The organism is Streptomyces sp. NRRL S-378, from assembly GCF_000720645.1.
In the GTDB taxonomy this organism is placed as follows: Bacteria; Actinomycetota; Actinomycetes; order Streptomycetales; family Streptomycetaceae; genus Streptomyces.
Genome location: NZ_JOBX01000024.1, coordinates 142,418 through 168,492 on the forward strand (window position 1 = coordinate 142,418; position 26,075 = coordinate 168,492).

A 26,075-nucleotide genomic window follows, 5' to 3' on the forward strand; every position below is an offset into this window, starting at 1 on the left:
CCCGGACCGGCCGTGCCCCGCCCGGCCCGGGCCGACGGCGGACCGCCCGCAGGGCCGCCCCCGGCACCGCGGGCCCCGTCCGGTGGGCGTACGGCCGCGGGCCGAGGAGCGGCCGGGCGGGCCGGGCCGGGAGGCCCGCCCCGCTCCCTCCGCGCCGGGCGCCGGCAGCGGCACGCCCTCATCCACCGCCGAACCGCCGGAGGCTCCCGCCCATGACCGCGTACGCCGAACTCCGCGCCCAGTTGGAGACGCTGACCACCGAGGCCTTCCGCCCCGAACTCGCCGAGATCGACCGGCTGTCCACCCTCGACATCGCCCGCACCATGAACGCCGAGGACGCCACCGTCCCCGCCGCCGTCGCCGCGCAGCTCCCGCGGATCGCCGCCGCCATCGACGCGATCGCCGAGCGCATGGCCCGCGGCGGCCGCCTCGTCTACGCCGGCGCCGGCACGGCCGGCCGGATGGGCGTCCTGGACGCCAGCGAGTGCCCGCCCACCTTCAACACCGACCCGGCCGACGTCGTCGGCCTGATCGCCGGCGGCCCCTCCGCCATGGTCAAGGCCGTCGAGGGCGCCGAGGACTCCCCGCACCTGGCCGCCGACGACCTGGCCGCTCTGCGGGTCGGGCCGGACGACACCGTCATCGGCATCTCCGCGTCCGGCCGCACCCCGTACGCGATCGGCGCCGTCACCGCCGCCCGCGACCGCGGCGCACTCACCGTCGGCCTGTCCTGCAACGCCGGCTCCGCGCTCGCCGCCGCCGCCGACCACGGCATCGAGGTCGTCGTCGGCCCGGAACTCCTCACCGGCTCCACCCGCCTCAAGGCCGGCACCGCGCAGAAGCTCGTCCTCAACCTCATCTCGACCATCACCATGATCCGCCTGGGCAAGACCTACGGAAACCTCATGGTCGACATGCGCTCCTCCAACGAGAAGCTGCGCGCCCGCGCCCGCCGCATCGTGGCGCTGGCCACCGGCGCCCCCGACGAGGAGATCGAGGCCGCGCTCACCGCCACCGGCGGCGAGGTCAAGAACGCCATCCTCGTCGTCCTCGGCGAGGTCGACGGCCCGACCGCCGCCGAACTCCTCGCCGCCTCCCGCGGCCACCTCCGCGCGGCCCTCGCCCGGGCCCGGACCCGCTGACCCCACCCCCTACGGCAAGGCGACCACCACATGCCCACTGAATCCACCGAGTCCCCCGAGCCCGCAGACAAGAACCGCGCCACGGCCGCCGCGATCCTCCCCCTCGTCGGCGGCCCGGACAACATCACCGCGGTCGCGCACTGCATGACCCGCCTGCGCATCTCGCTGCGCGACCGCTCGCTCGTCCAGGACGAGGCCCTGAGGGCCCTCCCGGCGGTCCTGGGCGTGGTGGAGGACGAGACCTACCAGATCGTGCTCGGCCCGGGCGCGGTCGCCCGCGTCACCCCGGAGTTCGAGGCACTGGTCGACGAGGGCCGCTCGGCCGCGCCCCCCGCCACCTCCCACCCCGTCACCTCCCACCCCGTCACCGGCCACCCGGTCACCGCCGACGAACTGGCCGCCCAGGGAGCGGCCCTGAAGGAGGCCCAGAAGGCGCGCAACGCCACCCCCTTCAAACTGATGCTGCGCCGGATCGCGAACATCTTCGTGCCGCTGATCCCGGCCCTCATCGGCTGCGGGATCATCGCGGGGCTGAACGGCCTGCTCATGAACCTGGGCCGGCTGCCCGGCGTCGTCCCCGCGCTCGCCGCCATCGCCTCCGGTTTCATGTCGCTGATCGCGGTGTTCGTCGGCCACAACACCGCCAAGGAGTTCGGCGGCACACCGATCCTGGGCGGCGCGGTCGCCGCGATCATCGTCTTCCCGGGCGTCGCGAAGATCACCGTCCTGGGTACGGAGCTCAGGCCCGGCCAGGGCGGTGTCCTGGGCGCGCTCGCCGCCGCCCTGCTCGCCGTGTACGTGGAGAAGCGCTGCCGACGTCTGGTCCCCGAGGCCCTGGACGTCCTGGTCACCCCCACCCTCACGATCCTGGTCTCGGGCCTGGTCACCCTCTTCGGCCTGATGTTCCTCGCCGGTGAGGCCTCCGCCGCCATCGGCACCTTCGCCGACGGGCTGCTGTCCACCGGCGGCGCGTTCGCGGGCCTGGTCCTGGGCGGGCTCTTCCTCCCGCTGGTGATGCTCGGCCTGCACCAGGCCCTGATCCCGATCCACACCACCCTCATCGAGCAGTCCGGCCACACCGTCCTGCTGCCGATCCTCGCCATGGCAGGTGCGGGCCAGGTCGGCGCGGCCCTCGCCGTCCACTGCCGCCTCCCGCGCAACGGCTCGCTGCGCGCCACCATCAGGTCGGCCCTCCCGGCGGGCTTCCTGGGCATCGGCGAACCACTGATCTACGGCGTTTCCCTGCCGCTCGGCCGCCCCTTCGTCACGGCCTGCATCGGCGGCGCGGCCGGCGGCGCGTTCGTCGGCCTCTTCAACCAGCTGGGCATCGCTTTCGGCTCGACGGCCATCGGCCCCTCCGGCTGGGCCCTCTTCCCGCTGCTGGACGGCGGTTCCGGCCTGGGCGTCACCGTCGCGATCTACGCGGGCGGCCTGCTGACCGGCTACCTCGTCGGTTTCGCCGCCACCTACTTCTTCGGCTTCACCGGCCGGATGCTGACCGACCTCAACACCGATCCGGACCCGGCCCCGGCAGCCCCCGCCCAGGCCGACCCGGCCGACCCCGCCGACCCCGCCGACCCGGCCCGAGAACCGATGACCGGCGCCGTGCTACCCCGGTGACCCCGCCCACACCCCGTGCCCTCTGCCCCGCTTCCGCGAAGCGACCGGCATGATCGGACCATGATCGACTCCATACCCGCCGTGGTCCCGGCCGGCCGGATGCGCGGACTCGCCCAGCCGGAGCTCCCCCTCCCCGGCGGGACGCTGCTGCGGCCCTGGACCCCGTACGACGCCCCCACGCTCGTCGCGGCCCACCTCGACCCGGACATCCGGCACTGGAACCGCCCCAGCCGGCTGGACCTGGCCGGGGCCGAGGCGCGGATCGCCCGCTGGCACGAACGCTGGCGGGCGGAGAAGGCCGGGACCTGGGCGATCGCCCCCGACGGCGGCCGGGCCGTCGGCCTGATCGGCATCGCCGACATCGACCTGGCGGGCGGCAGCGGCGAGATCCTCTACTGGCTGCTCCCCGCCGGACGCGGCAAGGGCGTCATGGTGAAGGCCACCGACCGCCTGGCCCGCTGGGCCTTCGACGACCTCGGCCTGCACCGCGTACGCATCACCCACTCCGTGGCCAACCCGGCCTCCTGCGCCATCGCGACGAAGGCCGGGTTCCCCTTGGAGGGCACCATGCGCGGCGCCCTCCTCCACGCGGACGGCTGGCACGACGAACACCTTCACGCCCGCCTCCGCACGGACCCTTGCTGAACCCCCGTACCGGCCAGGGGGTCAGACGCGGCGGCGCACGTCGCGGCGACGCCGTCCGGCAGCCGCCCGCCGGGCCGTTCGCAGCGCAGCGTGAAGCACCCGTCGGGCTCGTCCACCCCGCAGCCGTGGGCCGCCCGCGGCCGGATCGCGTCGGGGTGCGGATCGTCCTCACCGTCGTGGATCAGCGTGAACCGCTGCCACCCCGGCGGCGCAGGGTCCGGCGGCCCGCCCTTCCACCCGGCGTCGGCGAAGTCCTTCTCCAGCCAGCACAGCTTCCAGGCCAGCTCGAACTCCCAGCTCTGCGCCACCTCGAAGAAGCCCTCCAGGGCGGCCTCGCAGCGGGCCCGCTCGCGGTCGCACCCGCTCACGGGTGGGCCCGCTCGTGGAGCACGGCTGCCAGCCGGAGCGCGGTGTCCAGGTTGCAGCGACCCAGGTCGACCAGCGGCAGGCCGTACGTACCGGCCGCCGAGACCCGTTCCACACCCAGGGAGGGGAAGACGACGCCCACCCCGTCGAGCGCTTCCTTCAGCTCCCGTACGGCCTCCTCGGCCGCCTGGATCCGTTCCGCTGGCGTGAGCACCATGACATGTCACCTTTCTACTCTGAGTGGTCAGGTTCTGCACACAGCGTGGTGACCGGGTGGCTAGCCTTTCAAGGAAGCACCGTGAACAACCCCACCTGTTGGCCCTGGAGTTGCCGTGGCAGGCAAGAACCTCGACCCCTCCTCCTCACCCCGCGCGCTGCTCGGCGCCGAACTGCGCGTGGCGCGCGAGCGCGCGGGGCTGAGCCAGGCCGAGTTGGGCGAACCGCTCTTCGTGAGCGGCTCGTTCATCGGCCAACTCGAAGCGGGCACCCGCCGGATGCACCTCGAATTCGCCCGCCAGATGGACGACATCCTCGACACGAACGGCTTCTTCGCCCGGAACTGCGGCGCGGCGGCCAAGTCCAAGTACCCCGACCACTTCGCCGAGGCGGCCGAGGCCGAAGCCATGGCGAAGACGATCCGCGACTACGCGCCGCAGCTCATCCCCGGACTGCTCCAGACCGAGGCATACGCACGCGCGGTATGTCGCGCCTACCAGCCGACCGCAACGGAGCAGGTGATCGACGAGCTGGTCGAAAGCCGCCTGGCGCGGGCATCGCTCCTCACTGATCCAACCACCCCACTGTTGTGGTGCGTGTTCGACGAAGCGGTCATCCGCCGCGAAGTAGGCAGTCGCAAGGTGATGGCCGAAGCGCTACGGCACATCATTGCCCTGGTCCGGTCCCATCGGATCATCGTCCAGGTGATTCCGTTCAGTGCGGGCGCACACGCGGGGATGATGGGGCTTCTCAAGCTGATGTCGTTCGATGACGCCCCCCAGCTCTCCTACGCCGAAGGCAACGGAACTGGGCGGTTGTTCGACGATCCGGCCACGGTCGCCCGTCACGTGCTGAACTACGATCTGCTCACGGCCAGTGCGCTCTCGCCTCGGGAATCATTGACCGTGATCGAGTCCGCGGCGAAGGATTACGAGCATGCCTGAATACGACCTGTCGGCGGCCATATGGCACAAGTCGAGTTACAGCGGCGGTGACGGCGGCGAGTGCCTGGAGATCGCCACCTGGCCGAAGTCCACCCACAGCGGAGCCGGCGGCAGCGTCACGGTTCCGGTCCGGGACTCGAAGGTTCCGGACGGGCCCCACCTCACCTTCCGCGGGCCCGCCTGGAAGGCGTTCCTCACCAGTCTCTGACCCGCTTCAGGGCCACATACGACGGCAGTTCACCCGACGGGTCCAGGTTCACGAACGTGTAGCCCTCGACACCCGTCGGGTAGATCTCGAACCGGCGGCCCAGCGGGACGTCCCGCAGGATCGTGGGCTCGGCACCGGGCCGGCCCGTGGTGCCGTCCAGGTGCCACAGGTGCGTCCGCGCGGCGGTCGACGTCACCACGTCGACCCCGCCCCGGGCGCGGCCCGGCGCGAGCCCGAGGACCGTGGCCCCGTCGAGTCCTGCGTGCCATGCACGGCGGCCGTCTCTCAAGGAGTACGCCGAGACCCCCGGGACCTTGCCCCTCACCGGGAGGACCAGCAGGTCACCGCTGACCAGCGGGCCCGGTTCGGCGAGGAGGTCCTCCTTCGGGCCCGCCACCGGTACCGACCCGCGCTCGCGCCCCGCGTCGTCGAACAGCCGCACCGCGTCCCCCGCTCGCAGCGCGATCGGGCGTGCCGACAGCATCCGCAGCTCCGCCGACGGGCCGGCCCGCAGCGGGGTCTGCCAGGCCGGGGTGCCGGTCCGCGGGTCCAGGGACGTCAGCCGCGCGGTGCCGGTACCGGCACCGGGGCAGTCCTCGACGTACAGGACCCGGTCGGCGGCGCCGTCCAGCGCGCGGGCCCGGCAGCCGGCCGGGACGGGCATCCGCCAGCGTTCCTCGCCGCTCCGCAGGTCCAGGCCGAGGAGGGTGCCGTCCGCCACGACGACGGCCGTGGCGTCCACGACCACGACGGGCGGCGTGTCCCCGTCCGCGGGCGGGGCCGCGGGGAGGTCCCTGGCCCACAGTTCCTTGTCCTGCTTCAGGTCCACGGCCGAGACGCGCGTGCCGCAGCCACCCGGGGCGCGTTCGGCCGCGACGAGTCCGACGTCGTGCGCGATGGTCCGGCTCAGGGCGCAGAAGGCGGTGCCTGGCGGGGCGGCGCGGCCTCCTGCCCTGCGGCCCTCGCCGTTGTAGAGGAACAGGGCGTCCGTGCGGACCCGTACGAGGCCTTGCGAGGGGCGCTGCCAGGCACCGATCGGCCGGGCCGACTCCGGCTTCTCCGCCTGCGACCAGGTCCACGCGTACGCCTGCGGGCCGCGCATCCACTGGTACCCCTGCCAGGCCGGCCACAGCGCGGCCAGCGCGACGGCCACCGCCAGCCAGCGGACCGGCGCGCCCCGGCTGCCGCCCCGCCCGCGCGCCAGCAGTACGTACGCGAGGACGCCGAGGGCGGGGGTGAGCAGGAGCAGCAGGTCCCGGCCGCGGGTCCACTCGACGGTGGCCATCCAGCCGAGCAGCAGCAGGTACAGCACGGTCACGGCGGCGGCGGCCGTGCCGGAGACGAACAGGGCGCGCGCCGTCCACAGCGCGCCCCGAGAAGTGTGGTCGTCCATGATCCCCCCTGGCGGCGAGCCTAACCGTGCGCGCCGACAGGGGCCGGGGCATCGGGCCTCGGATCAGAGGCCGTTGGTGAACAGCAGCTTGTCGGGGCCGTTGTCGCTGAGGTTCTGGATGACGTGCCACACCGACGTTCGTGCCGCCGACCGTGCCCGCGACGTGCGTGCCGTGGCCGTGGCAGTCCTGGCCAGCCGTTCAGCGCCGTCTCGTAGGTGAACTTCGCCGTCACGCCGACGGACTCCGCGACCTTCGCCGGAGCGGCCCCTCCCTGCATCGGGCGGCTGCTCGGCGCGGCGTGAACCGCTGCCCCCGGTCGGCCGATCGGCCCGCGGTCCGGCCGGCCCGGCGCCTCGGAACGCTGCAGAAAGGGTTGATCGCCTCTGCCGCCGGTTTGCCGCGCCCGCCAGCCCGTCCATGGCCGCCGCGGCAAGATCACCCGTATGGGCCGCCACCACTCCAGGGGGGCGCGCGGCGGGTGCGCCGCCGTGCCCCCGCCACACCCCGGGACGTCTTTGACCCGCCGCGCGGCGCGTGATGCCCTCCCCCCATGCACATCCTCCTGAGCCGGGCGGGCCGAGCCCTGCCCCTGGTAGCGGCCGCCGCCGCGCTGGCCACCGTCACCGCCCTGCCCGCCGCCTCGTCCGCCCTCGCCGCCCCCGTGACCGCCCCCGTGCCCATGGCCCGTGCGGCCGTCGGCGACGAAGCCCCGTACATCGTGACCGTGCACCAGGACTTCGACCCGCGGGCGGTCGCCCGGATGGTCGGGGCCTCCCCGGACTACGTCTTCCGCACCGCCCTGCACGGCTTCTCCGCCCGGCTGACCCCCGGCCAGGTCATGGCCCTGCACGTCCTACCCGGTGTGGAGTCCGTCCAGGAGGACGGCGGCGTGTCCTCGTTCGACGCCGCCGACTGACCGGGGCGCCGGCCCCGGCACGGGACCCGCTCCCCGACGCCCGCTCCCCGGCACGCCCCCGCCCCCACCCGGCGCTTAGGGTTACGTGGATCAACTCATCGGTTGATCAGGGCGGGGGTCGGGGGGAGACCGATGAAGAGCGCGACCGAAGTGTTCCAGCCGCTGCGGGCTGACGATCCGCGGACCGTGGGCGGCTACCGCCTCGCCGCCCGGCTCGGGTCGGGGGGCATGGGCCGGGTCTACCTGTCGCACACCCAGGGCGGCCGTCCCGTCGCGATCAAGGTGGTGCATCCCGATCTGGCCGACGACCCGACCTTCCGGCGGCGCTTCCGCCGGGAGGTGGAGGCCGCGCGGCGGGTCCGCGGGGCGTACACGGCCGAGCTGATCGACGCCGACGCGGAGGCGACGCCGCCGTGGCTGGCCACCGTGTACGTGCCCGGTCCCTCGCTGTCGGAGGCCGTCGCCCGGCGCGGGCCGCTGCCGGAGGCCGCGGTGGTGTGGCTGATGGCGGGCGTGGCCGAGGCGCTCGTGGCCGTACACGGTGCGGGCATCGTGCACCGGGACCTGAAGCCGTCGAACGTGCTGCTCGCGGCCGACGGGCCCCGCGTCATCGACTTCGGCATCTCCCAGGCCTCCGGCCTGACGGCCACCGCCACGGGCCACACCATCGGCACGCCCCAGTACATGGCTCCCGAGCAGGGGCTGGCCGGCGAGACCACGCCGGCCACCGACGTCTTCGCGTTGGGCCAGACGGCGGCGTTCGCGGCGCTGGGCAAGCCGCTGTACGGGGACGGCCCCTCCATGACCGTGCTGTTCCGGATCGTGCACTCCAAGCCCGACCTGACCCTGCTGCCGGAGCCGCTGCGCCCGCTGTTCGCGCTGTGCCTGGCCGGCGACCCGGGGGAACGGGCCACCCCGGCGGAGATCCTGGCGTGGTGCCGCACGTACCTGGGCGAGGAGGCCGCCGCGGGCGCCGGACCGGCCGTCTGGCGGGAGGTCGCCGGCCTGCACGAGGAGGTACCGGCGCCGGTCGCCGAGCCGCAGCCACGGCGGCGGCCCGCCTCGCCGGAAACGACGTCGGGGGACGCCGCGCAGGACGCCGCCGGGGGCGCCGCGGCGGACACCACCGGGGACGCCGCCGGGGTCGCCGCCGCGCAGGGCGGGGCGCAACCGACGTCCGTCCCGGCGGGAGCAGCGGCGCCGGCCACGTCGACCGCGGCGGCCACGGCGGCGGGGAGCAGGCGGCGGCGGACCGCGCGGGTCGCCACCGTGGCGGCGGTGACGGGTGCGCTCACGCTGGGCGGCCTGGGCTGGAAGCTCATGGACGTCACGGACCGGGCGGCCGAACGCGAGGCGGCGGCCAAGGCGTCCGGCCCGGCCCCGGCGGCGCTCGGCTCCGCCCCGGCCCCCACCCCGACGCCGAGCGCGTCCCAGCCGCCCCGGCCCATGCCCTACCCCGGGCTGGAGCTGAACGAGAAGAACTCCCTCAGCTTCAAGGAGCCCGTCCAGCACGAGGACGGGGACCGGACGGGCGACATCCGTATGAAGTGCGGGATGGCCAGCGGCTGCAGGATGGAGAGCGACGCGAGCGTGTTCTCCATGCCGCAGAAGGCGGGCACCGGGAACCTCGAAACGTGCCGCGAAGAGCTGCGGTTCGCCCGTCAGAACAGTCTGACGCTGCACGTCCTGGCGGCCGGCAGCGAGGTCTGCGTGAAGCACCCGTCCGGCGACGTCGCGCTGTTCGTCATCGGGATCAAGTCGGCGCCGGGCCTGTCGAAGGACCCCAGCTGGCTCAGGGCCGACATGACGATCTGGCGCGCGGCCTCCTGATGCGCGGGCCTCACGCCGCCCTGTGCGGCGCGTCCGCTTCCAAGGGGGCCACGACGAGGAAGGCGTCGCTGTCGAGGTCCATCACGACGGTCGCCCGCTGCCCCCGCTCCCGGCACCTGGCCGCGTACTCCTCGGCGGGCCGACTGCCGTAGGGGTCACCGGCGGGAAAGGAGTCCAGCACCTTCGTACGGCGCACCGTTGCCACCTCCTGAACGACGGATCGTGCTCACCGTCCTGATGCCCCGTCCGCCGGACCCCATGCGCCGTCGGCCGCCCCGCCGAGGGAACGGCGGGGGCAACACCGGCGGTGTTGCCCGCGCCCGCGCGTGGTGCGGGCCGTTCAGAGGCCGGAGCCGCCGGTGGCGTCGACCACGCGGCCCGTCACCCACCGGCCGGCGTCGGAGGCGAGGAAGCCGACGACGTCGGCGATGTCCTCGGGGCGGCCGACCCGGCCGAGTGCGGCGAGGGAGGCGGCGTGCGCCTCGGCCTCGGCGTTGCCGCGCAGCCAGCCGGCGTTGATGTCGGTGTCGACGATCCCGGGAGCCACCGAGTTCACGGTGATCCCCCGCGCGCCCAGGGTTTTCGCCAGGTTCAGCGTCAGGGTGTCGAGCGCTCCCTTGGTCGCGCCGTGGGCGAGGATCTCGGGCATCGCGATGCGGGCGTCGCCGCTGGAGACGTTGATGATCCGGCCTCCGTCGCGCAGCCGCCCGAGGGCCTCCTGCACGACGAAGAAGGGCGCGCGCACGTTCACCGCGAAGACCCGGTCGAAGTCCTCCTCGGTGACCTGGCCCAGCGGGACGGGCAGTCCGATGCCCGCGTTGTTGACGATGATGTCGACCCCGCCGAGGCCGAGTTCGTCGTACGCCGCCCAGAGCGCGGCCGCGGCGCCGGGCAGCCCGAGTTCGGCCCGGAGGGCGAAGGCGCGTCCGCCGCCCTCGGTGATCCGCTCGACGGTCTCACGCGCGGCCGTCGCGTCGTTCGCGTAGGTCAGTACGACGGTGTCGCCGTCGGCGGCGAGCCGTTCGGCGATGGCCCGGCCGATGCCCCGGCTGCCGCCCGTGACCAGTGCTGTCTTCCCCATGACAGGTCCCCCCTCGATTTCCGTATCGGTCACTACAGAATGAACCTGACACAACATCGCCAGGGGTCACCACGAAAGAAATCCGCTAGCCGCGGGCCGCCTCGACGAAGGCCCGGATCAGCTCCGGCGACTTCACCCCGCGCTCGCGCTCCACACCGCTGGACACGTCGACGCCCCACGCCGCGGTGGCCGCGAGCGCCTCGCGCACGTTGCCCGGATTCAGCCCGCCGGCCAGCAGCCACCGCCCCTCGGGCGCGGTGAAGTCCGCCGCCCCCCAGTTCCACGGCTTGCCGGAGCCCGGGTCGGGGGCGTCCAGCAGCAGCAGGTCCTCGCCGTACTCACCGCAGCGCCGCACGCGCCCGGCGGTGGCCCGCAGCAGGGTGCGGCCCTCGGCACGCAGCGCCGCGAAGTCCTCTGGGCCCTCCTCGCCGTGCAGCTGCACGCCCCGCACACCGCTGTCCTCGGCGAACCGGCGCACCTCCTCGACGGACTGCCCGCGGAACACCCCGACGGTCAGCACCCTGTCCGGTACCCGCGCCGCCAGCTCGCGCGCGGTGGCCGCGTCGACCGTACGGGGGCTGCCGGGCGCGAACACGAACCCGACGGCATCGGCCCCGGCCGCCACCGCGGCATCGACGTCCGGCGCGGTCCTGAGCCCGCAGATCTTGACGAAGAGGTCAGCCATGCGCCCAGCCTATGCCGACCCCGGCAGCCGCGACCGTGCCCGCCCGCATGCCGAACGGCACGGACGGCGCACCCGCGCCCCGGTGTCAGCGGCCGACCTGTACGGGCCCCAGCACCGCCCCGCCGATGGCCGCGGCGAGATGCGCCGCACCGACCTCGTCGGCGGACCGGAAGTGCACGTACACCGTGTGCCGGCCGTCGGGATGCTCCCCGTTGACGTCCAGCTCCACGCGCTGGTGGGTCGGGTCGGCCGAGTGGGACGGTATCTCGGGGACCCAGGGCCAGGCCCCGTACCAGAGCAACGTGGCCGCACCCTCACCCAGCGCCCGCAGGAGCGCCCCCTCGACCGGGCCCGGGGCCGCGTAAGAGTCCACCGTCAGCGGCAGGACGGCGGCCAGCTCCCGGTCGCCGCCGGGCAGGGCGGCCCCCAGGTACCAGACGTCCGCCTCCCAGTCGTACGACGGCTCGAACAGTCCCGTCGGCATGAGCACCCCGAGCGACCGGGCCTCCGTGACGGTGGTCGCCTGCGCGCACAGCCACATCTCCGGTTCGAGCGGCCGCATCCGCGCGCAGAGCACCCGGGCCCGCCGGTACGCCTCGTCGAGGTCGTCCGTCCGGAAGACGGGGTACGCCCGTGAACTCCCCACCTCAGCCCTGCTCCGGCTCGCCCGGCACGGCCCCGCCGATCGCGGCGGCGAGCCGCTCGGCCCCCACGTACACCTGCGCGTACCGCGTGGCCGGCAGCGCGCGGAGATGTCGCGCCTTCTCGTACGCCTCGGCGGGATCGGCGGTGCGCAGCACGGGATAAGCGACGGAGTTCCCCATGGCCGTACGGTCACACGCCCCCACCCACCCCGGCCAGCGGTTTTCACCACCCGGCCGCGGGGGACCGTTCCCAGGACCGGACGGGGCCCGCACCGCGACACCAGCCTTGAGGGCACGGGCTCAGCGCCGCACGCCATCCGGATCCCCGGGAACGCCCGAGGGCGGCACCCCCGTCGGGGTGCCGCCCTCGTTCGAGAACAGCCGATCGACCAACAGGTCGATCAGAAGTCCATGTCACCGCCCGGCATGCCGCCCGGAGCGGCCGCGGCCTTCTCCGGCTTGTCGGCGATGACGGCCTCGGTGGTCAGGAACAGCGCGGCGATCGACGCGGCGTTCTGCAGCGCGGAGCGCGTGACCTTCGCCGGGTCGATGATGCCCTCGGCGATCATGTCGACGTACTCGCCGGACGCGGCGTTGAGGCCGTGACCGATCGGGAGGTTGCGCACCTTCTCGACGACGACGCCACCCTCGAGACCACCGTTGACGGCGATCTGCTTCAGCGGGGCCTCCAGCGCGAGCTTCACGGCGTTGGCGCCGGTCGCCTCGTCACCCTCGAGCTCCAGCTTCTCGAAGACCGCGGAGGCCTGCAGCAGGGCCACGCCACCACCGGCGACGATGCCCTCCTCGACGGCCGCCTTCGCGTTGCGAACGGCGTCCTCGATGCGGTGCTTGCGCTCCTTGAGCTCGACCTCGGTCGCGGCACCGGCCTTGATGACGGCCACGCCGCCGGCCAGCTTCGCGAGGCGCTCCTGGAGCTTCTCGCGGTCGTAGTCCGAGTCGGAGTTCTCGATCTCGGCGCGGATCTGGTTCACGCGACCGGCGACCTGGTCGCTGTCACCGGCACCGTCGACGATGGTCGTCTCGTCCTTGGTGATGACGACCTTGCGGGCGCGGCCGAGCAGGTCGAGACCGGCGTTCTCCAGCTTGAGGCCGACCTCCTCGGAGATGACCGTGCCACCGGTGAGGATGGCGATGTCACCGAGCATGGCCTTGCGACGGTCGCCGAAGCCCGGGGCCTTGACGGCGACGGACTTGAAGGTGCCGCGGATCTTGTTGACGACCAGGGTCGACAGGGCCTCGCCCTCGACGTCCTCGGCGATGATCAGCAGCGGCTTTCCGGACTGCATGACCTTCTCCAGGAGCGGCAGCAGGTCCTTGACCGAGCCGATCTTGGAGTTGACGATCAGGATGTACGGGTCGTCGAGGGACGACTCCATGCGCTCCATGTCGGTGGCGAAGTACGCCGAGATGTAGCCCTTGTCGAAGCGCATGCCCTCGGTGAGCTCCAGCTCCAGACCGAAGGTCTGGGACTCCTCGACGGTGATGACGCCTTCCTTGCCGACCTTGTCCATGGCCTCGGCGATGAGCTCGCCGATCTGGGTGTCGGCGGCGGAGATGGAGGCCGTGGAAGCGATCTGCTCCTTGGTCTCGACATCCTTGGCCTGGGCGAGCAGGGCGGCGGAGACGGCCTCGACGGCCTTCTCGATACCACGCTTGAGGGCCATCGGGTTGGCACCGGCAGCCACGTTGCGCAGGCCCTCGCGCACGAGCGCCTGGGCCAGGACGGTGGCGGTGGTCGTACCGTCGCCGGCGACGTCGTCCGTCTTCTTGGCGACTTCCTTGACCAGCTCGGCGCCGATCTTCTCGTACGGGTCCTCGAGCTCGATCTCCTTGGCGATGGAGACACCATCGTTGGTGATCGTGGGGGCGCCCCACTTCTTCTCAAGGACGACGTTGCGACCCTTGGGGCCAAGGGTGACCTTGACGGCGTCGGCGAGCTGGTTCATCCCACGCTCGAGGCCGCGACGGGCCTCCTCGTCGAACGCAATGATCTTGGCCATCTGAAGTGGTCCTCCCGGACAGCGGTGGATTGCTCCCAGGACCGCGCCCGCGCCCGCGACGGACGGCCTGCGTGCCCGGCGGTTCCTTCCCACCGGACCCTGCGGGCCTCACCGACCCGGTCCTCGTTTCAGTAGCACTCTCACTCGTAGAGTGCTAACGCCAATGATTAGCACTCGACCCCCTCGAGTGCAAGCGGCTCCAGAGAGAACGCAGGCAGACGGGGCGCAGACGCGAGGGGCCCACATCCCGTGTCCGGGATGTGGGCCCCTCGTAGGTCTTCCGGGGTCTTCGACGGAAGACCGAGCGTCGGTGGTCGAGGCTCCGGGACTAGCCGAGCGCGAGCTTGACCATGTCCGCCTGCGGACCCTTCTGGCCCTGCGAGATCTCGAACTCGACCCGCTGACCCTCTTCAAGGGTGCGGTACCCGTCCATCTGGATGGCGCTGTAGTGGACGAACACATCCGCACCACCGTCGACCGCGATGAAGCCGTAGCCCTTCTCCGCGTTGAACCACTTGACGGTGCCCTGAGCCATGCCTAACTCCCCTATTACTGGCCCTTGCGCGGGAACGCACTTCGCGTTACCGGGTCAGAACTTGCGTCGGAACGCTTCGACCGAGGCTGAATGTATCTGCGCGAGTGCTGTCTGCAACAGGTCAATCCGACGAGAAATCTGGACACCGAGAAACATTGAAATAGAGTGAAAATTTGGCATGTTCCAGGGCAACTCGGGCCTGACATATCTCGCCAAAGCCCCATACCGCACCCGCACATTGACCCGATGTCGACCCTCACGCGACCCGTTCATATGCGGCGGGCAAGTCCAGCGGAGGGGACTTCCCCAACTGTACCGTGCCCAATCAAACAGAATTACCCCCTCCGCTTTTAGCGGAGGGGGTAATTACGGTTTACCGGGTGGGTCAGCAGCCGCCCGCGACGGCCGGAATGATCGAGACGCCGGCGCCGTCCGGCGTGACCGCCTCCAGTCCGCCCTCGAAGCGCACGTCGTCGTCGTTGACGTAGACGTTCACGAAGCGGCGGAGCTTGCCCTGGTCGTCCAGGACGCGCGCGGCGATGCCCGGGTGGTTCTTCTCCAGGGACTCGATGACCTCGGCGAGGGTCGCGCCCTCGGCCGGGACCTCGGCCTGACCGCCGGTGTAGGTGCGCAGGATGGTGGGGATGCGGACGTTGACGCTCATGGCGCTACTGCCTTTCCGGTAGTACGTGGAGGGTGGTCAGGCCAGGCCGGCGGCGCGGAACGCGTCCAGGCTGGGGCGGATGGTGGCGGTCTGCCCGCTGTCCGCGGCCACCGCCTCCAGGGTCTTGAGGCCGTCACCGGTGTTGAGGACGACAGTGGTCAGCGCCGGGTCGAGCTGTCCGTTCTCGATGAGCTTCTTCGTCACGCCGACGGTCACGCCGCCCGCGGTCTCGGCGAAGATGCCCTCGGTCTGCGCAAGGATCTTGATGGCCTCGACGACCTGCTCGTCGGTCACGTCCTCGACGAAACCGCCGGTGCGGCGCGCGATGTCCAGGACGTACGGGCCGTCCGCCGGGTTGCCGATCGCGAGGGACTTGGCGATGGTGTTCGGCTTCTGCGGGCGGACCACGTCGTGGCCGGCCTTGAAGGCGGTCGACACCGGGGAGCAGCCCTCGGCCTGGGCGCCGAAGATCTTGTACGGCTTGTCCTCGACGAGGCCGAGCCTGATGAGCTCCTGCAGACCCTTGTCGATCTTCGTGAGCTGCGAGCCGGACGCGATCGGGATGACGATCTGGTCGGGCAGCTGCCAGCCGAGCTGCTCGCAGATCTCGTACGCCAGCGTCTTGGAGCCCTCGCCGTAGTACGGGCGGAGGTTGACGTTGACGAAGCCCCAGCCCTCGCCCAGCGGGTCGCCGATGAGCTCGGAGCAGAAGCGGTTGACGTCGTCGTAGTTGCCCTCGATGCCGACCAGGTCGCCGCCGTACACACCGGCCATGACGACCTTGCCCTGCTCCAGGTCGTGCGGGATGAACACGCAGGAGCGGAAGCCGGCCCGGGCGGCCGCGGCGCCGACGGCGCCGGCCAGGTTGCCGGTGGAGGAGCAGGACAGGGTGGTGAAGCCGAAGGCGCGGGCGGCCTCGACGGCGATGGCCACGACGCGGTCCTTGAAGGAGTGCGTCGGGTTGCCGGAGTCGTCCTTGACGTACAGCTTGCCGGTGATGCCCAGCTCCTTGGCCAGGTTGGCCGCGTCGACGAGCTTGGTGAAGCCGGGGTTCAGGCTGGGCTTGGCGGCCACGTCGGCGGGGACGGGCAGCAGCGGGGCGTAGCGCCAGATGTTGTTCGGGCCGGCCTCGATCGCGGCGCGCAGGGCCTCCGGGTCACCGGTCGGCAGCTCGTAGGCGACTTCCAGAGGTCCGAAGCACTCGGCGCACGCGAAGATGGGACCGAGCTCGAAGCGGGTACCGCACTCGCGACAGGAAAGGCCCGTGGCAGGTCCGAGATCGACAGAGGTGGCGACAGTCTGTGCAGCCATGATGGCGAGGCCCTTTCTCCTCATCTTCCCCATGGCGCATTTCGCCATGAGACGGAATTGGCACCTTCCCTAGCCGGGGACCTCGTCGACGAGCGCTGCTGCGCGATCGCGAGAACCGACTGGAGGGTTGCCGGGGCTTCAACGGGCCGTGTCCCTCTGCCCCTCTGGATGAGCGGTATGGCACCGGCACACGCGCTCTGTGGCGCGCCGGTGCGTTTGTACGCGGGGACCCCGGCATGCGGTGGTCCTTCGCGTTGTTCAAGACTGTAACCGAAGGGACGGGCGGTTGAGACAGCCGTCCGAACCGCGAGATGGATCACATAAACGGCCATAACGCCGACGAGCAGGGAGTGCTGAGGGTGCTGGAAGAGGTGGAGCGCTGGCTGGCCGACCGCTCCTGGTCCGCCGCCGACCGACCGCTCGACCAGCTGCTCGACCTCAAACGGGCGGCCGGGACCACGGTCAGCGTGGTGCTGCCCGCGCTGGACGAGGAGGCGACGGTCGGCGCGATCGTCGAGGTCATCCGGCGTCAGCTGATCGAGGGACTGCCGGTCCCGCTCGTGGACGAGCTGGTCGTGGTCGACTCGGGCTCGGCCGACCGGACCGCCGAGATCGCGGCGAAGGCCGGCGCCCGGGTGGTGCACCGCGACGAGATCCTGCCGAGGATCCCGGCACTGCCCGGCAAGGGCGAGGTGCTGTGGCGCTCGCTGCTGGCCACCACCGGCGACATCGTCTGCTTCGTCGACGCCGACCTGCGGGACTTCTCGGCCTCCTTCGTCTCCGGGATCGTGGGCCCGCTGCTCACCGACCCCGGCGTGCAGTTCGTCAAGGCGATGTACGACCGGCCGCTGGGTGACGCCCCCGGCCAGGGCGGACGGGTCACGGAGCTGGTCGCCCGCCCGCTGCTGAACCTGCACTGGCCGCAACTGGCCGGCTTCGTCCAGCCGCTGGGCGGCGAGTACGCCGTACGGCGGTCCCTGCTGGAGCGGCTGCCGTTCCCGGTGGGCTACGGGGTGGAGCTGGGCCTGCTGGTCGACGCGCTGCACACGGTCGGACTGGACGCGCTGGCCCAGGTGGACGTGGGCGTGCGGCTCCACCGCCACCAGGGCGGACAGGCACTGGGCCGGATGGCCGCGGCGATCTACCGCACGGCCCAGGTACGGCTCTCGCGCGGACACCTCGTACGGCCGGAGCTGACGCAGTTCGAGCGGGGCCCGGAGGGCTTCGTGCCGCGCACGTACCCGGTGGACACCGAGGAGCGGCCGCCGATGCTGGGCGTGCAGGAGTACGGCCGGCGCCACGTGGCGTGACCGTGTCCGTACGTTTGAGCAGGCGCGGACCGGGCTAGGTTCGGCGCATGGCTTCTCAGGTACTCGTCGCGGCGAACCGCGGCCCGCTCTCCTACGCCCTCTCCGACGACGGGACGCTCAGCGCCCGGCGCGGCGGCGGTGGTCTCGTCTCCGGACTCTCGGCGGCCCTCGCGGAGCAGCCGGGGGCGCTGTGGGTCTGCGCGGCGCTGTCGGACGCGGACCGGGAGGCGGTCCGCCGGGACGTCTCCGAGCCGGGCGTCCGGATGCTGGACATCGATCCCACGATGTACGACGACGCGTACAACGGCATCGCGAATTCGGTGCTGTGGTTCACCCACCACCACCTGTACGACGTGCCGCGGGAGCCGGTCTTCGACGCGGAGTTCCGGCGCCAGTGGGGCAGTTACGTCGGGTACAACGAGGCCTTCGCCCGCGCCCTGGCCGAGGAGGCCGAGGAGGGCGCCCGCGTGCTGGTGCAGGACTACCACCTGGCGCTGGTCCCGGGGCAGTTGCGGGAACTGCGGCCGGACCTGCGGATCGCGCACTTCACGCACACGCCGTGGGCGTCGCGGGAGTTCCTGGACATGCTCCCGGCCGACATCAGGAGCCAGCTGGTGTGGGGGATGCTCGGGGCCGACCGGCTGGGGTTTCACACGTCGGCCTGGGCGGCCAACTTCGTCTCCGGCGCCACCCTCGACGACGCGGGCGGCATCGCGGGCAGCTTCTTCCCCCGGGAGGGAGCGGCCGGGGTGCACCACCGGCGGATGACCGCGGACGGCGGTTACGGACAGAAGCGCTTCACCGAGGTGGCGCAGTACCCGCTGGGCGTGGACGCGGACGAGCTGCGGGCGCTCGCGCACCGGCCGGAGGTGGACGGGAAACTGGCGGAGCTGCGGGCGGAGGTCGGTGACCGCAAGACGATCGCCCGGGTGGACCGGACGGAGCTGTCGAAGAACATCCTGCGGGGTCTGCTGGCCTACCGGGAGCTGCTGACGGTCCACCCCGAGTGGCGCGGCCGCGTGGTGCACATGGCCTCGGCGTACCCGTCGCGGCAGGACCTGAAGGTGTACCGGGACTACACGGCGGCCGTCTCGGAGCTGGCCGCCCAGATCAACGCGGAGTTCGGCACGGAGGACTGGCAGCCGGTGCTGGTGTCGGTGAAGGACGACTTCGCGCGGTCACTGGCGGTCTACCGGATGGCGGACGTGGCGCTGGTGAACCCGGTGCGGGACGGGATGAACCTGGTGGCCAAGGAGATCCCGGTCGTGTCGGAGGCGGGCTGCGCGATGGTGCTGTCCACGGGGGCGGGGGCGTACGAGGAGTTCCGCCGGGACGCGCTCACGGTGAACCCGTACGACGTGTCGGCGACGGCGGAGGCGTTGCACGCGGCGCTGTCCATGCCGGACGCCGAGCGGGCGGACCGCACCAAGCGCCTGGCGGCGGCCGCGACGGCCCTCCCGCCGGCGGCCTGGTTCGAGGCCCAGCTGGCATCCCTGGCCTGACCCGCTGCCGCGCTCTGCCCGGACCCGGTCCTCAAACGCCGCACGGCTGAAAATCCGGCCTCGTCGGCGTGTGAGGCGCGGGTCCCGGGGCGGCGCGCCCGCAGCGGCGGCGCGCCCGCAAGCGTCTTCAGCCCCGCAGGGCTGCGGCCAGGGCCGCGAGGAAGGCGGCGACCGTGCCCGGGCCGGGGAGGACCAGGTCGGCCCGGGCGGCGAGCTCGGGAACCTCCGCCGAGCCGCTGCACACCAGCAGTCCCGGCAGCCCGTCGGCCCTGCGCTTCTCGACGGCCGAGTACGCGGCGAGGTCGCCCAGGTCGTCCCCGGCGTACAGCACCGTCTCCGCGTCCCGCTCCGCCAGGAACTCCGTCAGTGCCACGCCCTTGTCCATGCCCGGGGGCCGCAGCTCCAGCACGGCCCGCCCCGGCTCGACCATCAGCCCGTGCCGGGCGGCCAGGTCCGTCAGGGGCTCCCGCAGCGCCGCGAAGGCCGCCGCCGGGTCCTCGGCCCGCCGGGTGTGGACGGCGAGCGCCCGGCCCTTCTCCTCGATCCAGGTGCCGCGCCAGGCCCCGATCGCGTCCAGGAACCCGGGCAGCTCGGCCCGTACGGCCGCCACCCCGGGGTGCTCGGCGGGGGCGTGGACCATGCCGGTCACGGCGTCCCAGCGTTCGGCTCCGTAGTGGCCGAGGACGACGAGGTGTTCCAGTCCCGGGACCCCGGCGAAGCCGCCGTAGCGGACGGCGACGCCGGCGGGCCGGCCGGTGACGACGGCCACCGAGTCCACCTGCGGGGCGAGGGCCGAGAGCGCGGGAACGGCTTCGGGATGGGCCCGTGCCTGGTCCGGGTCCGGGACGATGTCGGCGAGGGTGCCGTCGAAGTCCAGGGCGACCACGGACCGGCGGGGTGCGCGGAGCAGGGCTTCGAGTCCCTCGCGTCCGGCTGCGGTAACGGGCATCGGCAGGTCGTGCGCATGGCTCCCCATACGCACGACCCTAACGGCCCGGCGGGGCGACGGCTACGTCTACCGCCGGGCTCGCTGGGCTTCGCGGATCCTTCGCAGCCGGTTGACCGTGCCCGGGGCGTGGGCCAGCGCGCGCGGGTCGTCCATGAGGGCGTTGAGCAGCTGGTAGTAGCGGACGGGGGTCATCCCCAGCCCTTCGCGTATGGCCCGCTCCTTGGCTCCGGGCCCGGGCCAGGTGCGTCCCTCGTACGCGAGCACCGCGGCCTCCGTGGCCGTCAGCTGCCCCTCGTCCGTCATACCGCCAGATTAACGCCGCCGTCCGACAGACGGCGGCGCCCCCCGCGGCGGCGCGGGTCCTCGCAGGGGGTTCCCCCGCGTCGGCGCGGGTCCCCGTAGGCGGGTCCGCCGTGTCAGCGCGGGTCCGCCGTGTCAGAGCGGGTCCGCCGTGTCAGCGCGGGTCCGCCGCGCGCGCCGCCGTGGCGATCTCCTCCAGTACCTTGGCGGGCTGCCCGCCGGGCTGGACGGCCTTGCCGATGTTCTGCTTGATGTCCTCGCTGACGCCGGCCCAGGACTTCTTGCCCACGGGGTAGAGCCGCGAGCTGGGCAGCGCCGCCAGGAAGGGCCTCAGCTGGACGGCCGAACCGCTGGTGGCGCCCTGCTTGGCCTGGTAGCCGCTGGTGGTGGCGGGCAGCAGGTCGTACTTCTCGGTGAAGGCCGTCACGTTCTTCGGCTGGTACAGGTAGTCCAGGAACTTGCCGGACTCGGCGCGGTGGCCGTTCTTGAAGGCCATGACCCAGTCCGCGACGCCCATCGCCGGCTGCGGGGAGCCGTCGGACGTCGGCAGCGGCACCATGCCGTACTTCACGCCCTTGGCCTCTGCCTGCTTCATGAGCGTCGGGTGCCCGTTGAGCATGCCGACCTCGCCCTTGGTGAAGGCCTCGAAGGCGGCCTGGCGGTCCAGCTTGCCCGGCTCGACCGGCCCGGTGAGCCCCTGGCCGACCATCTTGTCCCGCAGGAACTCCAGCGACTTGACGTTGTCGGCGGAGTCGATGGCGTAGCCCTCCTCGTTGTCGGTGTAGCCGCCACCGCCCGCGAGCATCCACATCATCGTCTCGGCCTGCGCCTCCTCGCGGCCCAGCGGCAGCGCGAAGGGGGTGGGCACGCCCGCGGCCTTGAGCTTCTTGGCCGCGGCCTCCAGGTCGGCCCAGCTCCTGGGCTGCCAGCCCTTGGCGTCCTTGGCGATCACGCCCGCGTCGGCCAGCAGCTTCTCGTTGTAGAAGAGCAGCCGGGTGCTGGAGACGAAGGGCATGCCGTACTGGGTCTGCTTGACCTTTCCGGCGTCCGCGAGGGGGGCGAGGAAGTCGGCCTCGGTCTTCACCGAGAGCAGTTCGGCCGTGGAGTACAGCTTGCCGGCGGCCGCGTAGTCGGCGTAGGCGCCGATCTGGGCGATGTCGGGGGCCTTGCCGGCCTTGACCATCTCGGCGACCTTGGCGTCGACCTCGGACCACGAGTAGACGTTCACCTCGACCTTGGTGCCGGGGTGGTCCTTCTCGAAGCCGTCGGCGAGGCCCTTCCAATAGGCCGCCGAGGAGTTCTGCGGATTGTCCCCGTAGTCGGCCGCCACGACCCGCAGGGTCACCTCGTTGTCTCCGGTGAGTCCACCGACGGCTCCGCAGCCCGTCAGCGTCACCGCGGTCAGGCACAGCGCGGCGCCGGACGCGGCCAGGCTCTGGTAACGGCCCTTCACAGGTATCGATCCACCCCTTGTTGTACGTACGATCCACGTAAGGTCTACACCACTTTGGCGGCTCGTCCACATCGGGCTCCCCACCAGGGCGCCCGATTTGTATGGCCACTCAACAATCCCCCTCATTGGACTAGACCTTTCGCCCCCGAGCACGCGAGACTGTCTCTGTGAAACCCGTGAAACACGTCATCGCCCTCGATGTGGGCGGCACCGGGATGAAGGCCGCCCTCGTCGCCGAGGACGGCACCCTGCTGCACGAAGCGCGCCGCGCCACCGGCCGCGAGCGGGGCCCGGACGCCGTCGTCGAGACGATCCAGGACTTCGCCGCAGAGCTCCTCGACACCGGCCGGGAACGCTTCGGGCGGGCCGCCTCGGCCGCCGGGGTCGCCGTCCCCGGCATCGTCGACGCCGAGAACGGCATCGCCGTCTACGCGGCGAACCTCGGCTGGCGCGACGTACCGCTGCGCGCGCTCCTCACCGGGCGCCTCGGCGGCATCCCCGTGGCCCTCGGCCACGACGTGCGCACGGGCGGACTCGCCGAAGGACGCATCGGCGCCGGCCGGGGCGCCGACCGCTTCCTCTTCGTCCCGCTCGGCACCGGCATCGCCGGCGCCATCGGCATCGCCGGCCGCATCGAGGCCGGCGCGCACGGGTACGCGGGCGAGATCGGACACATCGTGGTGCGCCCCGGCGGCCCCGGCTGCGGCTGCGGCCAGCGCGGCTGCCTGGAGACCCTCGCCTCCGCCGCCGCCGTCAGCCGCGCCTGGGCGACCGCCTCCGGCGACCCGGAGGCCGACGCCGCCGACTGCGCCGAGGCGGTCCGGTCCGGTGACGCGCGGGCCCGCGAGGTCTGGCTGTCCGCCGTCGGAGCCCTCGCCGACGGCCTGGTCACCGCGATCACCCTGCTGGACCCGCGCACGCTGATCATCGGTGGCGGGCTCGCCGAGGCCGGGGAAACCTTGTTCACACCACTACGGAAGGCCGTGGAGGAGCGCGTGACGTTCCAGCGGCTCCCCCACATCGTGCCGGCGGCCCTCGGGGACACCGCCGGCTGCCTGGGCGCAGGGCTGCTCGCCTGGGACCTACTCGCCACGGAGGTACCGGCCTGATGTCCGGAAGCGCACACGGCACTGTTCTCTCCGGCGCCAGGGTGGTGCTGCCCACCGGGACCGTGGCGGGCGGCCGGGTCATCGTCGAGGGCGACCGCATCGCCGGGAGCGCCCGCGAGGGTGCGGAGGTCGTCGACCTGACGGGGCACTGGATCGTCCCCGGCTTCGTCGACATGCACAACCACGGCGGCGGCGGCGCCTCGTTCACCTCCGGCACCGCGGAGGACGTGCTCCAGGGCGTGCGCACCCACCGCGCGCACGGCACCACCACCCTGGTCGCCTCCACCGTCACCGGGGACCTGGACGAACTGGCCCGGCGGGCCGGGCTGCTGGCCGAGCTGACGCAGGCGGGCGAGATCGCAGGCATCCACTTCGAGGGGCCGTTCATCAACCCCTGCCGCAAGGGCGCCCACAAGGAGGACCTGCTCCGCCACCCCGACCCGGCCGAGGTCCGCAAGCTCGTCGACGCGGCCCACGGCGCCGCCCGCATGGTCACCCTGGCCACCGAACTCCCGGGCGGCCTGGACTCCGTACGGCTGCTGGCCGAGCACGGGGTGATCGCCGCGATCGGGCACACCGACGCCAGTTACGAGCAGACGCGCGCCGCGATCGACGCGGGCGCGACCGTGGCCACCCACCTCTTCAACGCGATGCCCGCGCTCGCGCACCGCGAACCCGGCCCGATCGCCGCCCTCCTGGAGGACGAGCGGATCACGGTCGAGCTCATCAACGACGGCACGCACCTGCACCCCGCGGCCCTCGAACTGGCCTTCCACCACGCGGGCGCACACCGTGTGGCACTGATCACCGACGCCATGGACGCGGCCGGTTTCGGTGACGGCACCTACCACCTCGGCCCGCTGGAGGTCGAGGTCAAGGACGGTGTGGCGCGGCTCGTCGAGGGCGGCTCCATCGCCGGCTCGACGCTCACCCTGGACACCGCCTTCAAGCGCTCGGTCACCCTCGACAAGCTGCCGGTGGAATCCGTGGTCCAGGCGATCTCCGCCAACCCGGCCAAGCTGCTCGGCCTCTACGACGAGGTCGGCTCGCTGGAGCCCGGCAAGTACGCGGACCTCGTCGTCCTGGACGCCGCCTTCGACGTCAAGGGCGTCATGCGGCGCGGCGAATGGATCGTCAGCCCCGCCGTCCGAGGGCAGCTCTGACGGCCATGCGGCTGGCGCAGCCGAGGCGGTCGGCCCGTAGGACTGGGCCGACCGCCTCGCGTTTGGCATGATCCCGGCAGCAACAGACCCGGGGGTGCCCATGATCCTGACCGTGACGCTCAACACCGCACTCGACGTCACCTACCGCGTGCCGCGGCTGCTTCCGCACGCCTCGCACCGGGTCACCGCCGTCACCGAACGGCCCGGCGGCAAGGGGCTCAACGTCGCCCGCGTCCTGAGCGCGCTCGGTCACAAGGTGACGGCGACGGGCTTCGCCGGCGGCCCGGTCGGCTCGGTCGTGCGCCGGCAGCTGGCGAGCCGCCCCGGAGTGGTGGACGCCCTGCTCCCCTGCGAGGGCCCCTCACGCCGCACCCTGGCCGTCGTCGACGAAGCCTCGGGCGACACCACCCAGTTCAACGAGCCGGGGCCGTTCATCACGCCCGCGGAGTGGTCGCGGTTCCTCGCGCACTACGAGGAGCTGGTCGCCGGGGTGCGGGCGGTGGCCCTGTGCGGCAGCCTCCCGCCGGGGGTGCCCGTGGGCGCGTACGCCGTGCTCGTACGGGCTGCCCGCGCGGCCGGGGTCCCCGTCCTGCTGGACACCAGCGGCGAGGCCCTGCGCCGGGGAGTCGCCGCCCGCCCCGAGATCATCAAGCCGAACGCGGCCGAACTGGCCGAGCTGACCGGGTCCCGCGACCCGCTGCCCGCCAGCCGCGACGCCCGCCGCCGCGGCGCGCACGCGGTGGTCACCTCGCTCGGCCCGGCCGGCCTGCTGGCCGCCACCGCCGACGGCACCTGGCAGGCGGCCCCGCCGCGCCCGCTGTCCGGCAACCCCACCGGAGCCGGCGACTCCGTCGTCGCGGGCCTGCTGTCCGGCCTCGCCGAGGGCCTGGACTGGCCGGACCGCCTCACCCGCGCCGTCGCGCTCTCCGCGGCCACGGTCCTGGCGCCCGTGGCGGGAGAGTTCGACCCCCGCACCTACGAGGAGGTACGGGGGTCGGTGAAGGTGGCGCCCGCCGCCTAGGGGCGGGCGTCAGGCCGGCCGGATCAGCCCTGTTCCAGCCAGAGCTGGTCGAGGACGACGTCGCACTGGTTGCCCGCCTCGCACGAGATCTTGATCGTGTTGGCGCCCTGCTTGAGGTCCACCAGCGAGTAGGTGTTGGTCCACCCCTTGGCCCAGTCGCCGGGGGCGGCCTTGGAGAAGTTCGCCATGTTCACCGGCCGGGTCTGCACCTCGCCGTTGACGGTCAGCGTGGTGTTGGCGTCCTTGCCCGGCACCCCGTAGGTCATCTTCAGCTTGTACTTGCCCGTCTTGGGGACCTCCAGCGACCAGGTGGCCGCCGCACCCACCGCGTTCAGGCCCGTCACGTACTGGCCGTTCTCGCTCTTCGCGCCAGGCAGCGTGTTCTGCAGGTTGGCACCGCCCGTGAGGGACATGCCGCTGCCGCCGAAGTCCGCCTTCGGCAGCTGGGCCTGCGAGGGCTTCGCGCTCGGGGTGGGGCTGCCGGGGTCCTGCGGGGCCGCCGACTGCTGGCCGCCGTTCGCGGTGTCCTTGCCCTTGTCCTCGGGCTCGTCCTTGTCGCCGAAGGCGAGGGCCGCGCCGATGCCGATCACGACCGCGCCGACCACCGCGACGGCCGCGATCAGCAGACCGCGCCGGCTGGAGGCGCCGCCACCGTGACCGCCGTGCCCGCCGGGCTGCCCCGTGATGGTCTGGGTCTGCTGCCCGGGCTGGGGCTGCGGCGGAACGCCGTAACCGCCCGCCTGCAGCGCCTCGGGCGCCTGGTACTGGGCCTGGTAGCCGGGGTTCTGCTGCTGGGGGACGGGGCCGCGCTGGCCGCCGTTCCTGCGGTCGCCGACCGTCCGCACCTGGTGGTGCGAGGTACGGGGGACACCGGGCTGCGCACCGGGGTGACCGCCGGCCGTCGCGCCGGGGTAGCCGTACCCGCCGCCCGACGTGGGCGGGGTGGCTCCGGCAGACTGGCCGTCCGCGTAGAGGTACCCGAACGGATCGTCGTCCTCGGGCTTGTTCGCCCCACCGTGCGGGCCGTTGTTCGCGGGCGTCGTCAT

At 72.7% G+C, this 26,075-nt stretch carries 28 protein-coding genes and 1 riboswitch; of the genes, 12 read left to right on the plus strand and 16 right to left on the minus strand.

What is annotated here, in order from left to right; genetic code table 11:
- Positions 1-212: 212 nt before the first annotated feature.
- Genes murQ through IH80_RS0118910 form a run of 3 tightly spaced genes read left to right on the plus strand, consistent with a single transcriptional unit; the run spans position 213 to position 3,407 of the window.
- Positions 213-1,142 (plus strand): N-acetylmuramic acid 6-phosphate etherase, encoded by a 930-nt coding sequence (gene murQ / locus IH80_RS0118900; RefSeq protein WP_030961875.1) that lies wholly within the window; start codon positions 213-215, stop codon positions 1,140-1,142.
- A gap of 30 nt (positions 1,143-1,172) precedes the next feature.
- Entirely contained in the window at positions 1,173-2,762 is a 1,590-nt protein-coding gene (locus IH80_RS0118905) for a PTS transporter subunit EIIC (protein WP_051809529.1), read from the plus strand.
- A 60-nt stretch (positions 2,763-2,822) separates the two neighbouring features.
- A complete protein-coding gene (locus IH80_RS0118910) occupies positions 2,823-3,407 on the plus strand; it encodes a GNAT family N-acetyltransferase (protein WP_030961878.1) in 585 nt (194 codons plus the stop codon).
- Here IH80_RS0118910 and IH80_RS40910 read toward each other — a convergent pair.
- Together IH80_RS40910 and IH80_RS0118920 are read right to left on the minus strand one after the other, a co-directional pair.
- Entirely contained in the window at positions 3,377-3,775 is a 399-nt protein-coding gene (locus IH80_RS40910; protein WP_051809531.1) for a hypothetical protein, read from the minus strand. The two genes, IH80_RS0118910 and IH80_RS40910, sit on opposite strands and share 31 nt — an antisense overlap.
- Entirely contained in the window at positions 3,772-3,990 is a 219-nt protein-coding gene (locus IH80_RS0118920) for a hypothetical protein (RefSeq protein ID WP_030961880.1), read from the minus strand. The genes IH80_RS40910 and IH80_RS0118920 overlap by 4 nt, the downstream gene beginning before the upstream one ends.
- Positions 3,991-4,105: 115 nt before the next feature.
- On the opposite strand from IH80_RS0118920, the gene IH80_RS0118925 reads away from it, so the two are divergent.
- Both IH80_RS0118925 and IH80_RS0118930 read left to right on the plus strand, forming a co-directional pair.
- Positions 4,106-4,933, plus strand: coding sequence for a helix-turn-helix domain-containing protein (locus IH80_RS0118925; protein WP_030961882.1), 828 nt, complete (start codon positions 4,106-4,108; stop codon positions 4,931-4,933).
- Positions 4,926-5,141 (plus strand): DUF397 domain-containing protein, encoded by a 216-nt coding sequence (locus tag IH80_RS0118930; protein WP_030961884.1) that lies wholly within the window; start codon positions 4,926-4,928, stop codon positions 5,139-5,141. Before IH80_RS0118925 ends, IH80_RS0118930 begins: the two co-directional genes overlap by 8 nt.
- Here the strand turns inward: IH80_RS0118930 and IH80_RS0118935 are convergent.
- Positions 5,128-6,534 carry a PQQ-binding-like beta-propeller repeat protein gene (locus IH80_RS0118935; RefSeq protein ID WP_030961885.1) on the minus strand — a complete coding sequence of 469 codons (1,407 nt, stop codon included), beginning with the start codon at positions 6,532-6,534 and terminating at the stop codon, positions 5,128-5,130. The two genes, IH80_RS0118930 and IH80_RS0118935, sit on opposite strands and share 14 nt — an antisense overlap.
- Before the next feature lie 551 nt (positions 6,535-7,085).
- Here IH80_RS0118935 and IH80_RS46885 point away from each other — a divergent pair.
- Together IH80_RS46885 and IH80_RS0118945 are read left to right on the plus strand one after the other, a co-directional pair.
- A complete protein-coding gene (locus IH80_RS46885; RefSeq protein ID WP_030961886.1) occupies positions 7,086-7,451 on the plus strand; it encodes a protease inhibitor I9 family protein in 366 nt (121 codons plus the stop codon).
- A gap of 132 nt (positions 7,452-7,583) precedes the next feature.
- Complete coding sequence (locus IH80_RS0118945; protein ID WP_030961889.1) at positions 7,584-9,281, plus strand: serine/threonine-protein kinase; 1,698 nt, start codon at positions 7,584-7,586, stop codon at positions 9,279-9,281.
- Between the two features lie 10 nt (positions 9,282-9,291).
- Here IH80_RS0118945 and IH80_RS0118950 read toward each other — a convergent pair whose 3' ends face one another.
- From IH80_RS0118950 to thrC, 9 genes are all read right to left on the minus strand, one after another.
- The gene (locus IH80_RS0118950) at positions 9,292-9,477 is read right to left on the minus strand and encodes a hypothetical protein (protein ID WP_030961891.1); all 186 of its coding nucleotides are present in this window, start codon (positions 9,475-9,477) and stop codon (positions 9,292-9,294) included.
- Positions 9,478-9,621: 144 nt separating this feature from the next.
- Entirely contained in the window at positions 9,622-10,362 is a 741-nt protein-coding gene (locus IH80_RS0118955; RefSeq protein ID WP_030961892.1) for an SDR family oxidoreductase, read from the minus strand.
- An 85-nt stretch (positions 10,363-10,447) separates the two neighbouring features.
- Positions 10,448-11,047, minus strand: a complete 600-nt coding sequence (locus tag IH80_RS0118960; RefSeq protein WP_030961893.1) for a phosphoribosylanthranilate isomerase — start codon at positions 11,045-11,047, stop codon at positions 10,448-10,450.
- An 85-nt stretch (positions 11,048-11,132) separates the two neighbouring features.
- On the minus strand, positions 11,133-11,693 hold the full coding sequence (locus IH80_RS0118965) for a hypothetical protein (RefSeq protein ID WP_030961895.1): 561 nt from the start codon (positions 11,691-11,693) through the stop codon (positions 11,133-11,135).
- Between the two features lies 1 nt (position 11,694).
- A complete protein-coding gene (locus IH80_RS44790) occupies positions 11,695-11,871 on the minus strand; it encodes a hypothetical protein (RefSeq protein WP_158943513.1) in 177 nt (58 codons plus the stop codon).
- Between the two features lie 221 nt (positions 11,872-12,092).
- Complete coding sequence (gene groL / locus IH80_RS0118975; protein ID WP_030663172.1) at positions 12,093-13,712, minus strand: chaperonin GroEL; 1,620 nt, start codon at positions 13,710-13,712, stop codon at positions 12,093-12,095.
- Positions 13,713-14,040: 328 nt separating this feature from the next.
- Positions 14,041-14,247 (minus strand): cold-shock protein, encoded by a 207-nt coding sequence (locus IH80_RS0118980; RefSeq protein WP_030009783.1) that lies wholly within the window; start codon positions 14,245-14,247, stop codon positions 14,041-14,043.
- A gap of 385 nt (positions 14,248-14,632) precedes the next feature.
- A complete protein-coding gene (locus tag IH80_RS0118985; RefSeq protein WP_030027575.1) occupies positions 14,633-14,911 on the minus strand; it encodes a MoaD/ThiS family protein in 279 nt (92 codons plus the stop codon).
- 36 nt (positions 14,912-14,947) lie between these two features.
- A complete protein-coding gene (gene thrC / locus IH80_RS0118990; protein WP_078906615.1) occupies positions 14,948-16,246 on the minus strand; it encodes a threonine synthase in 1,299 nt (432 codons plus the stop codon).
- Positions 16,240-16,397: riboswitch (SAM riboswitch) on the minus strand. Its footprint overlaps the gene before it by 7 nt.
- A gap of 184 nt (positions 16,398-16,581) precedes the next feature.
- On the opposite strand from thrC, the gene IH80_RS0118995 reads away from it, so the two are divergent.
- Both IH80_RS0118995 and IH80_RS0119000 read left to right on the plus strand, forming a co-directional pair.
- Positions 16,582-17,532 carry a glucosyl-3-phosphoglycerate synthase gene (locus IH80_RS0118995; protein WP_030961898.1) on the plus strand — a complete coding sequence of 317 codons (951 nt, stop codon included), beginning with the start codon at positions 16,582-16,584 and terminating at the stop codon, positions 17,530-17,532.
- A 47-nt stretch (positions 17,533-17,579) separates the two neighbouring features.
- Positions 17,580-19,034, plus strand: coding sequence for an alpha,alpha-trehalose-phosphate synthase (UDP-forming) (locus IH80_RS0119000; RefSeq protein WP_030961900.1), 1,455 nt, complete (start codon positions 17,580-17,582; stop codon positions 19,032-19,034).
- Positions 19,035-19,161: 127 nt separating this feature from the next.
- On the opposite strand, the gene otsB is transcribed toward IH80_RS0119000, so the two are convergent.
- The 3 genes from otsB to IH80_RS0119015 form a co-directional block, all read right to left on the minus strand.
- Positions 19,162-20,010 carry a trehalose-phosphatase gene (gene otsB / locus IH80_RS0119005; protein ID WP_030961902.1) on the minus strand — a complete coding sequence of 283 codons (849 nt, stop codon included), beginning with the start codon at positions 20,008-20,010 and terminating at the stop codon, positions 19,162-19,164.
- 39 nt (positions 20,011-20,049) lie between these two features.
- Positions 20,050-20,286, minus strand: a complete 237-nt coding sequence (locus tag IH80_RS0119010; RefSeq protein ID WP_030031449.1) for a DUF3263 domain-containing protein — start codon at positions 20,284-20,286, stop codon at positions 20,050-20,052.
- 151 nt (positions 20,287-20,437) lie between these two features.
- On the minus strand, positions 20,438-21,736 hold the full coding sequence (locus tag IH80_RS0119015; protein ID WP_030961903.1) for an extracellular solute-binding protein: 1,299 nt from the start codon (positions 21,734-21,736) through the stop codon (positions 20,438-20,440).
- 176 nt (positions 21,737-21,912) lie between these two features.
- Here IH80_RS0119015 and IH80_RS0119020 point away from each other — a divergent pair, with 176 nt between their 5' ends.
- The 3 genes from IH80_RS0119020 (at position 21,913) to IH80_RS0119030 (ending at position 25,029) form a co-directional block, all read left to right on the plus strand.
- A complete protein-coding gene (locus IH80_RS0119020; protein WP_030961904.1) occupies positions 21,913-22,845 on the plus strand; it encodes an ROK family protein in 933 nt (310 codons plus the stop codon).
- Complete coding sequence (nagA, locus tag IH80_RS0119025; RefSeq protein WP_030961906.1) at positions 22,845-24,008, plus strand: N-acetylglucosamine-6-phosphate deacetylase; 1,164 nt, start codon at positions 22,845-22,847, stop codon at positions 24,006-24,008. The genes IH80_RS0119020 and nagA overlap by 1 nt, the downstream gene beginning before the upstream one ends.
- Positions 24,009-24,108: 100 nt before the next feature.
- Entirely contained in the window at positions 24,109-25,029 is a 921-nt protein-coding gene (locus IH80_RS0119030; protein ID WP_030961907.1) for a 1-phosphofructokinase family hexose kinase, read from the plus strand.
- Between the two features lie 23 nt (positions 25,030-25,052).
- On the opposite strand, the gene IH80_RS0119035 is transcribed toward IH80_RS0119030, so the two are convergent.
- Complete coding sequence (locus IH80_RS0119035; protein ID WP_030961908.1) at positions 25,053-26,075, minus strand: CBM35 domain-containing protein; 1,023 nt, start codon at positions 26,073-26,075, stop codon at positions 25,053-25,055.

Excerpts from the sequence above, each read along its gene's own strand:
- IH80_RS46885 (WP_030961886.1), top strand. The coding sequence starts at position 7,086 with ATGCACATCCTCCTGAGCCGGGCGGGCCGAGCCCTGCCCCTGGTAGCG.
- IH80_RS0118945 (WP_030961889.1), top strand. The coding sequence starts at position 7,584 with ATGAAGAGCGCGACCGAAGTGTTCCAGCCGCTGCGGGCTGACGATCCG.
- IH80_RS0118955 (WP_030961892.1), bottom strand. The coding sequence starts at position 10,362 with ATGGGGAAGACAGCACTGGTCACGGGCGGCAGCCGGGGCATCGGCCGG.
- IH80_RS0118905 (WP_051809529.1), top strand. The coding sequence starts at position 1,173 with ATGCCCACTGAATCCACCGAGTCCCCCGAGCCCGCAGACAAGAACCGC.
- otsB (WP_030961902.1), bottom strand. The coding sequence starts at position 20,010 with ATGGGGAGCCATGCGCACGACCTGCCGATGCCCGTTACCGCAGCCGGA.
- IH80_RS0119010 (WP_030031449.1), bottom strand. The coding sequence starts at position 20,286 with ATGACGGACGAGGGGCAGCTGACGGCCACGGAGGCCGCGGTGCTCGCG.
- IH80_RS0119000 (WP_030961900.1), top strand. The coding sequence starts at position 17,580 with ATGGCTTCTCAGGTACTCGTCGCGGCGAACCGCGGCCCGCTCTCCTAC.
- IH80_RS0118920 (WP_030961880.1), bottom strand. The coding sequence starts at position 3,990 with ATGGTGCTCACGCCAGCGGAACGGATCCAGGCGGCCGAGGAGGCCGTA.
- IH80_RS44790 (WP_158943513.1), bottom strand. The coding sequence starts at position 11,871 with ATGGGGAACTCCGTCGCTTATCCCGTGCTGCGCACCGCCGATCCCGCC.
- IH80_RS0118930 (WP_030961884.1), top strand. The coding sequence starts at position 4,926 with ATGCCTGAATACGACCTGTCGGCGGCCATATGGCACAAGTCGAGTTAC.
- thrC (WP_078906615.1), bottom strand. The coding sequence starts at position 16,246 with ATGAGGAGAAAGGGCCTCGCCATCATGGCTGCACAGACTGTCGCCACC.
- murQ (WP_030961875.1), top strand. The coding sequence starts at position 213 with ATGACCGCGTACGCCGAACTCCGCGCCCAGTTGGAGACGCTGACCACC.
- IH80_RS0118910 (WP_030961878.1), top strand. The coding sequence starts at position 2,823 with ATGATCGACTCCATACCCGCCGTGGTCCCGGCCGGCCGGATGCGCGGA.
- nagA (WP_030961906.1), top strand. The coding sequence starts at position 22,845 with ATGTCCGGAAGCGCACACGGCACTGTTCTCTCCGGCGCCAGGGTGGTG.
- IH80_RS0119035 (WP_030961908.1), bottom strand. The coding sequence starts at position 26,075 with ATGACGACGCCCGCGAACAACGGCCCGCACGGTGGGGCGAACAAGCCC.
- groL (WP_030663172.1), bottom strand. The coding sequence starts at position 13,712 with ATGGCCAAGATCATTGCGTTCGACGAGGAGGCCCGTCGCGGCCTCGAG.
- IH80_RS0118980 (WP_030009783.1), bottom strand. The coding sequence starts at position 14,247 with ATGGCTCAGGGCACCGTCAAGTGGTTCAACGCGGAGAAGGGCTACGGC.
- IH80_RS0118985 (WP_030027575.1), bottom strand. The coding sequence starts at position 14,911 with ATGAGCGTCAACGTCCGCATCCCCACCATCCTGCGCACCTACACCGGC.
- IH80_RS0118960 (WP_030961893.1), bottom strand. The coding sequence starts at position 11,047 with ATGGCTGACCTCTTCGTCAAGATCTGCGGGCTCAGGACCGCGCCGGAC.
- IH80_RS0118935 (WP_030961885.1), bottom strand. The coding sequence starts at position 6,534 with ATGGACGACCACACTTCTCGGGGCGCGCTGTGGACGGCGCGCGCCCTG.
- IH80_RS0119030 (WP_030961907.1), top strand. The coding sequence starts at position 24,109 with ATGATCCTGACCGTGACGCTCAACACCGCACTCGACGTCACCTACCGC.